Source organism: Corynebacterium sp. HMSC073D01 (assembly GCF_001815555.1).
GTDB classification, from domain to species: domain Bacteria; phylum Actinomycetota; class Actinomycetes; order Mycobacteriales; family Mycobacteriaceae; genus Corynebacterium; species Corynebacterium glucuronolyticum.
On record NZ_KV821085.1, the window covers coordinates 64,353 to 64,566 of the forward strand.

The window sequence follows — 214 nt, forward strand, 5'->3', positions numbered from 1 at the left end:
GGCTCATCCCCGCAGGTGCGGGGCAGATGAATGGACGCGCGGCTGCAAGGCTGTCAAGCGGGGCTCATCCCCGCAGGTGCGGGGCAGATGAGGTGGAATCCCTACTTGTCGAGCGCGACCGGGGCTCATCCCCGCAGGTGCGGGGCAGATCTCCTGCGGGCATGCGGGAACATGGCTGGGTAGGGCTCATCCCCGCAGGTGCGGGGCAGATTAC